The sequence below is a fragment of the Streptomyces gottesmaniae genome (assembly GCF_031845845.1).
GTDB classification, from domain to species: Bacteria; Actinomycetota; Actinomycetes; order Streptomycetales; family Streptomycetaceae; genus Streptomyces; species Streptomyces akebiae.
On record NZ_JAVRFJ010000081.1, the window covers coordinates 1 to 7364 of the forward strand.

The following is a 7364-nucleotide window of genomic DNA, read 5'->3' on the forward strand; positions in this document are numbered from 1 at the left end:
GTCGAGCCCGCGACCGTGCTCGACCCTGCGGGCCTCCGTGCGCTCACGGGCTCGACACCGACGCGCCCCTTCGGCTCACTCGCCGGGAGCTGACGGGTTGTCAGATCCTGGGCAGAGCGTAGGGCCGGGCGCCTTGTCGGTCCAGGGGTGCGCCACTAGCCTGCTGGGGAGGACCTAGCTGACGGTCCGTCAGAAATGGCTCGCTGGAGGGGACCCATGACCGAACTGCCCCGCATCATCAGCGTCGACGACCATGTGATCGAGCCCGCCCACCTCTTCGAGACCTGGCTGCCGGAGAAGTACCGCGACCGGGGGCCGAAGCCCCTCACCGCCGGGATCGGCGAGCTCGCGTACGTCGGGGGGAAGTACCAGATCACGATGGACCCGGACGGGCAGCCGACCGACTGGTGGATCTACGAGGACCTCAAGTTCCCGTACAAGCGGAACATCGCGGCCGTCGGGTTCGACCGGGACGAGATGACGCTGGAGGGGATCACCCGCGAGGAGATGCGGCGCGGCTGCTGGGACCCGAAGGCGCGGCTGGCGGACATGGACCTCAACCACGTCGAGGCCTCGCTCTGCTTCCCGACCTTCCCGCGCTTCTGCGGGCAGACCTTCGCCGAGGCGCACGACAAGGAAGTGGCCCTGGCCTGCGTCCGCGCCTACAACGACTGGATGGTCGAGGAGTGGTGCGGCGACAGCGGCGGCCGGCTCATCCCGCTCTGCCTGATCCCCCTGTGGGACATCGACCTCGCGGTCGAGGAGATCAAGCGGAACGCCGCGCGCGGCGTCCGGGCCGTCACGTTCTCCGAGATCCCCACCTACCTCGGCCTGCCCTCCATCCACTCCGGCTACTGGGACCCCTTCTTCGCGGCCTGCCAGGAGACCGGCACGGTCGTCAACATGCACATCGGCTCCAGCTCCCAGATGCCGGCCGCCTCCCCCGACGCTCCCCCCGCCGTCCAGGCCTCGCTCTCCTTCAACAACGCGATGGCCTCGATGATGGACTTCCTCTTCAGCGGGGTCCTGGTGAAGTTCCCGACCCTCAAACTCGCCTACAGCGAGGGGCAGATGGGCTGGATCCCGTACGCCCTGGAGCGCGCCGACGACGTCTGGGAGGAGCACCGGGCCTGGGGCGGGGTGCGCGACCTGATCCCCGAGCCGCCGTCGACGTACTACTACCGGCAGATGTTCTGCTGCTTCTTCCGCGACAAGCACGGAATCGCCTCGCTGGACGTCGTGGGCCGGGACAACGCGACCTTCGAGACCGACTACCCGCACGTCGACTCGACCTTCCCGCACACCAAGGAGGTCGCCCTCGACCATGTGAAGGGCCTCGACGACGAGACGGTCTACAAGCTGATGCGCGGCAACGCGATCCGCATGCTCGGCCTCGACTTCGACCGCCACCTCGGCCGGTAGGGGCCCGGGGCGATGGATCTCGCGTATAGCCCGGAGGAGGAGGCCTTCCGGGCGCGGCTGCGGGAGTGGCTCGCGAAGACGCTCCCCTCGCTGCCGCCGAAGCCGTCCCCCGACGACTGGCCGGGGCGGCGCGCCTACGACCTCGGCTGGCAGCGGACGCTGTACGACGCCGGATACGCCGACGTCCACTGGGACGCCTCGCCGACCACCCGGTTGATCTTCCTGGAGGAGACCGAGAGGGCGGGCGCCCCTTATGTGGGCGCCAACTTCGTGGGCCTGCTCCACGCGGGGCCCACGATCGCCGCCGAGGGCACCGCCGAACAGCGGGCGCGCTGGCTGCCGCCGATCCTGCGGGGCGAGGAGGTGTGGTGCCAGGGGTTCAGCGAACCGGACGCCGGCTCGGACCTCGCCTCGCTGCGGACGCGCGCGCGACGGGACGGCGACGCGTACGTGGTCAGCGGGTCCAAGCTCTGGACCTCCCACGCCGAAGTCGCCGACTGGTGCGAGCTGCTGGTGCGGACGGACGGGGAGGCGCCGAAGCACCGGGGCATCTCCTGGCTGGCGATGCCGATGGACGCGCCCGGCGTGACCGTACGTCCTCTGCGCACGCTCGCCGGTTCCACGGAGTTCGCCGAGATGTTCCTGGACGACGTGCGGGTGCCGGTCGCCAACCGGGTGGGCGCGGAGAACGACGGGTGGCGGGTGACCATGGTGACGCTGTCGTTCGAGCGGGGGACGGCGTTCGTGGGGGAAGTGGTCGCCTGCCGACGGGTGTTGGTCGAGGTGGCGCGGGAGGCGCGGGCGAACGGGGCCTGGGACGACTCCGGTGTGCGGCGGCGGCTCGGGCGGTTGAACGCGGAGTTCCGGGCGCTGTGGCGGCTCACGCAGTGGAACGTGAGCGAGGGGGAGGCCTCCGGCGGGGTGCCGGGGGTCGGGGGTTCGGTGTTCAAGCTGAGGTATTCGCGGGCGCGGCAGGAGTTGTACGAGCTGGCGGCGGAGGTCTTGGGGCCCGACGCGCTTGATCTGGAGCGGGGGTGGGTGCTGGATCGGCTCAGTTCGTTGTCGTACACGATTGCGGCCGGGACGTCCGAGATCCAGCGGAACATCGTGGGGGAGCGGATTCTTGGGCTGCCCAAGGGGTGACGGGGGGCGCCTAGTGGGGTGGGGGTGCCGGTTTCGTCGGCGGGTGCGGGTGCGGGTGCGGGTGCGGGTGCGGGTGAGGTGTGGTTGCTCGCGCAGTTCCCCGCGCCCCTTTGGGGGTGCGGTGTTGTGCTCCGGGGTTGGTGAGGGGCTGGTGGCTTGTGCGGTTTCGGCTCACTGAGGATCAGGTGGCTCTGCGCGCCGGCGTGCGGGAGATGTTGGCGCGGCGCTTCGGGCCGGAGCGGCTGCGGGCCGCCGTCGACGGTGGTGGCGGGCTGGACCGGCGGCTGTGGCGGGAGTTGGGCGCGGCGGGGTTCTTCTCGCTGTGCCTGCCCGAGGCGGAGGGCGGGGTCGGGCTCGGGGTGCCCGAGGCGGTGGTGGTGTTCGAGGAGGCGGGGCGGGCGTTGTTGCCCGGGCCGCTGGTGGCCACGCATCTCGCCGCGGGGCGGGTGCCGGGTGCGGCGACCGGGGAGGTCGTCGTCACGGCTGTCGGGGGAGGGGGGTTGGTGGAGTGGCTGGACGAGGCGGATGTGGTGACGGGCGGTGCGGCGGGTGTGGCGGGGGCGGTGGCGTTGCGGTCGGTGGACCCGTTGACGCCGCTGCACCGGGTGCCGGGGCTCGACCCCTCCGTCCCTCCCGATGATCTGTTCGTACTGCTCACCGCCGCCGAGCAGTTGGGCACCGCGGTCCGGACCTGCGAGGCCGCCGTGCAACACGCCCGGACCCGGGAGCAGTTCGGGCGGCCCATCGGGTCGTTCCAGGCGGTCAAGCACCTCTGCGCCGAACTGCTGGTGCGGGTGGAGGTCGCGCGGGTGGCGGTGTACGCGGCTGCCGTGACCGTCGATCCGGTGGACATCGCGGCGGCCCGGCTGCTGGCCGACGAGGCGGCGGTGCGCGGGGCCCGCGACTCCCTTCAGGTCCACGGTGGTTCGGGGTTCACCTGGGAGGCCGACGTACACCTGTGTCTGAAGCGGGCGTGGGTACGGGCGGAACGTGGCGGATCGATCACGGAGAGTGAGGAGTTCTTGGCGGGGGAACTGCTGGTCGAAGCGGGTTGAGCGCGCTGACCAGGGTGGGAACGGAAATGTGTGGCGGCTGCTCGGTCGAATGTCGCGGAACGTGGCATACCGGAATTACCGAGCGTTGATACCGTGTTGTGTCCTAGGCGTGACTTGTCACGGCCTGGAGTCGGAGTTCCGCTCCGGTACCTTCTGGTGGATGCGAGTGGTTCCGAGGTCGAGCCGAGCCGGTGTTGCCCCTGTGGCGGCCCCGGATCCGGCGGTGCCCGGCACTCGTGAAGTGGACCGGAGTCTCGATGCCCCGGTCTGTTCGACTCCCCGTGATGAGCGTCGCACAGTATGCCGTACGCGTACTCCTTCGCGCTGGAATATGCCCGAAGCGCTTGTTGGGGTGACTGTACGTCAACCATGCTGTCCTGCAAGGGGATCACGTTCCGTGATCCCGGTGCCGATGGTGTCGATGGCGGTGGCGTCGGCCAGGCAGCAGATGACCACGATCGTGGCCCCTGAGGGGCGTGCGGCGATGTGTCCGCCGGTTCGGATGGTGTGAGCGGTGCAGGTGCTTCAAGTGCAGCTGGAGATCCGGCCCGACCCCGCAGAGGTGGGTCGTGCACGGAGATGGGCCCGTGCACGGCTCTCCGGGTCCGGCATAGGGGACGACGAGCCGCTCGCCGAGACGCTGATCCTCCTCGTCTCCGAGCTGGTCACCAACGCGGTCGTGCACACCGGCCGTCCGGCGGTGCTGCGGCTGCTGCTGTCCGGACTCCGTGACGGGGTGGTCGGAAAGGTCCGCCTCGAGGTCGTCGACGGCAGCGCGTGTCCGCCGGCCCCGCGGTGCGCCGACGGCGAGGAGACGGGCGGGCGCGGCCTCGCCCTCGTCGACGTGCTCGCGGACCGCTGGGGCTGGAGTCACGAGGGCGCCGGCAAGCGGATCTGGTGCGAGCTGGACCGGGTGGTGGCGGGGACTTCGGGGGCGGCGAGTGGTGTGGGCGCCTCCGGTGGTGCCTCCGGGGTCGGCGGCGGGACGGTGACCCCGGCGGTCTACCCGGCGTGCAGTGCGGTGACGGGTGTCGCGGCGGTGGCCCGGGACAGCCTGGTGCGCGACGGGTTGGCGTTCGAGGCGGTCTAGGTCCACGGCCAGGTCCAGGGCCAGGGCCAGGTCCAGGGTCAGGTGCAGGTCCAGGTCCAGAACCAGGCAGGGAGTCGCCCGCCCGTGCCGGCCTCAAGGGCACGATCGAGGTGCGCGCGGTGACCCGTGCTCGCGCCGCACGCGCCGCGCGCGAGCGCACGGCGTTGAACCGCCCGCCTGCGGTGCCCGAGTCGTGCGCCGGGACGTGCTTCCGTACGCACCGCCGCGACGCCGGTTCCGCGCGGCCGGTCCCCGAACGGGTGTTGACGTCTCGTGTCCGTTTGATCACGCTTGTCTTCAGCGATTCGCCGCGAGGGGACGACGAGGGTCCCGGTGCCGGAGGCCCTCGACGAGCGTGGGTCGTGATTCGGCGCCGGCTCCCCGCAGGGCCCTGGGGCAAGGACGGGTGCGCCGAAGCCGGATGGCGGCGCGCGGTGCCGTGCTCGGGGCGGGCAGCGGCGCGCCGCCAGCCGACTGTGGAGCCCTGGGGGCGTGGTCCCGCAGGGCTCGCGGCAGCCCTACAGGACGGCGGCAGCTCTCCAGGGCGGCGGCAGCTCTACAGGACGGCGATCGGGGCCACCGGCGTGCCTGTCGCCCCGACGAACGGCTCCGGCATCGCCGACAGCAGGAAGTCGTACCGCCCAAGTTGTCCACAGGCTGTGGACAACTCTTCCAGGTTCCAGTTCTGGCCCTGCGGCATGCCCATCTCGACCAGGTCGAGCGCGTGCACCGGCAGCCACAGGTCCTCGACCTCCGGCGGGAAGATCTCGAACGTCAGGGTGTCATTGGCGACCGCCGCCACGTCGCGCGCGTGGAACCACTCGGGGGTGCGGAGCGACAGGCCCGGTGACGGGAACGCGTACGCGTGCTTGTCCCCGGCGAGGTAGGTCCGGATCTGTCCGGTGCGGACCAGGGCGATGTCGCCCGCGCGGACCCGGGTGCCCGCCAACTCCTCTGCCGCGTTCAGGTCTTCGGGGGTGACAGCGTGACCGCCGGGCAGCCGGTCGTCGCCGAGGCCCAGGGCGCGCGGAACGTCCAGCAGGACGCCGCGCGAGACGATGTGCCGCGCCTTGTCGATCCCGGCGAAGGTCGCGCCGCCGTGCGGGGTGATCGTGTCCGCGGGGCGGCCGTTGTAGATCCGGCCCGAGTGCGAGACATGGGTGAGCGCGTCCCAGTGAGTCGCCGCCTGGAGCCCCATGGTCACCGCGTCGTCGCTGCACGCGACCGTGCCCGGGCCGAAGATCTCCTGATTGATCTGCACCATCGCGTGCAGCGGGTTCACCCGGCCCGGCATCATCCCCGTCTGCACGCCGTCCTGTTGGAGAGGCAGCGCGAGCGGGACGCGGCGACCGGAACGGACCGAGGCGGCCGCCTCCCGCACGACCTCGTCGGTGATCAGGTTGAGGGTGCCGATCTCGTCGTCGGCCCCCCAACGCCCCCAGTTGTTCACGCGCTTGGCGATCTCCGTGAACGCCGCGAACTCCGTGGGCGATGACATCGGGCCTCCCCGAGGGCTTGTGGTGGCGTATCTGACGGGTCGTAGAATCGCGGTGCGAGCAAATCTAACGGTCCGTCAGAAACCGCGATGAGGGGAAGGGGCCGGGGTGGGAAACTTCTTGGCAGGCAAGGTCGTCGCCGTCACCGGAGCGGGGCGGGGAATCGGCCGGGCGGTCGCCCTCGGTGCCGCCGCCGAGGGCGCTCGGGTCGTCGTCAACGACTACGGCGTCTCCGTCGACGGCTCCGAACCCACCAGCTCCGTCGCCGAGACCGTCGTCAAGGAGATCGAGGCGGCCGGGGGCGAGGCGGTCGCCGTCGCCGACGACATCTCCACGATGGCCGGCGGGCAGCGGGTCGTGGACACGGCGGTGGAGGCGTACGGACGCATCGACGGGGTCGTGTGCGTCGCCGGGATCCTGCGGGAGCGGATGCTGTTCAACATGGCCGAGGAGGAGTGGGATCCGGTGATCGCCACGCACCTCAAGGGCACGTTCACGGTGTTCCGGGCCGCGTCCGCCGTCATGCGCAAGCAACGGTCGGGGACCCTGATCGGGTTCACCAGCGGCAACCACCAGGGGTCCGTGTCGCAGGCCAACTACAGCGCGGCCAAAGGCGGCATCATCTCGCTGGTGCGGAGCGCGGCGCTCGGCCTGCACCGGTACGGGGTGACCGCGAACGCGGTGGCGCCGGTCGCGCGTACGCGGATGTCGGCGGGCGTGCCGATGGAGCTGACCGAGATCGGTGAGCCGGAGGAGGTGGCCGCCTTCGTGGTGTACCTGCTCTCCGACCGGGCCCGGGACGCGGGGATCACCGGGCAGGTGTACACGGTCGCCGGGCCGAAGATCGCGGTCTGGGCGCAGCCGCGGGAGTTGCGTGCCGCGTATGCCGAAGGGGGCTGGACCCCGGAGAGGATCGCGGATTTTCTGCCGGGGGCGGTGGGGGTGGATCCGATGCCGATGCTGGAGCGGGTGGAGGGGATGGCGCGGGCGGCGGCGGCCGGGGAGCGGCCGAACGCGTGAGGGGGTGGGGGACTGGTTCGTCGGCGGGTGCGGGTGCGTGGGGCTTCTCGCGCAGTTCCCCGCGCCCCTGAAAAGCAGGGGCTGCGCCCCCTGCTTTTCGGGCCCGCAAGGGCATGGGCTTTTAGGGGCGCGGGGAAC

6 protein-coding genes are annotated in these 7364 nt (G+C 71.3%); 5 read left to right on the forward strand and 1 reads right to left on the reverse strand.

Going from position 1 to position 7364, the window contains the following annotated elements; all coding sequences use genetic code 11:
- Nucleotides 1–216: 216 nt before the first annotated feature.
- The 4 genes from RM704_RS44315 to RM704_RS44330 all read left to right on the forward strand — a co-directional run bounded on the left by RM704_RS44315 (nt 217) and on the right by RM704_RS44330 (nt 4710).
- Nucleotides 217–1422: an amidohydrolase family protein gene (locus RM704_RS44315; RefSeq protein WP_033525876.1), complete on the forward strand. Its 1206-nt coding sequence runs from the start codon at nt 217–219 to the stop codon at nt 1420–1422.
- Nucleotides 1423–1434: 12 nt separating this feature from the next.
- A complete protein-coding gene (locus RM704_RS44320; RefSeq protein WP_033525875.1) occupies nt 1435–2565 on the forward strand; it encodes an acyl-CoA dehydrogenase family protein in 1131 nt (376 codons plus the stop codon).
- A 158-nt stretch (nt 2566–2723) separates the two neighbouring features.
- Entirely contained in the window at nt 2724–3620 is an 897-nt protein-coding gene (locus RM704_RS44325; RefSeq protein WP_033525874.1) for an acyl-CoA dehydrogenase family protein, read from the forward strand.
- 514 nt (nt 3621–4134) lie between these two features.
- Nucleotides 4135–4710, forward strand: a complete 576-nt coding sequence (locus tag RM704_RS44330; protein WP_192829596.1) for an ATP-binding protein — start codon at nt 4135–4137, stop codon at nt 4708–4710.
- 556 nt (nt 4711–5266) lie between these two features.
- Here the strand turns inward: RM704_RS44330 and RM704_RS44335 are convergent.
- Entirely contained in the window at nt 5267–6208 is a 942-nt protein-coding gene (locus RM704_RS44335) for a cyclase family protein (RefSeq protein ID WP_033525872.1), read from the reverse strand.
- 106 nt (nt 6209–6314) lie between these two features.
- Here RM704_RS44335 and RM704_RS44340 point away from each other — a divergent pair, with 106 nt between their 5' ends.
- Nucleotides 6315–7226, forward strand: a complete 912-nt coding sequence (locus RM704_RS44340; protein WP_033525871.1) for an SDR family NAD(P)-dependent oxidoreductase — start codon at nt 6315–6317, stop codon at nt 7224–7226.
- Nucleotides 7227–7364: the final 138 nt, after the last annotated feature.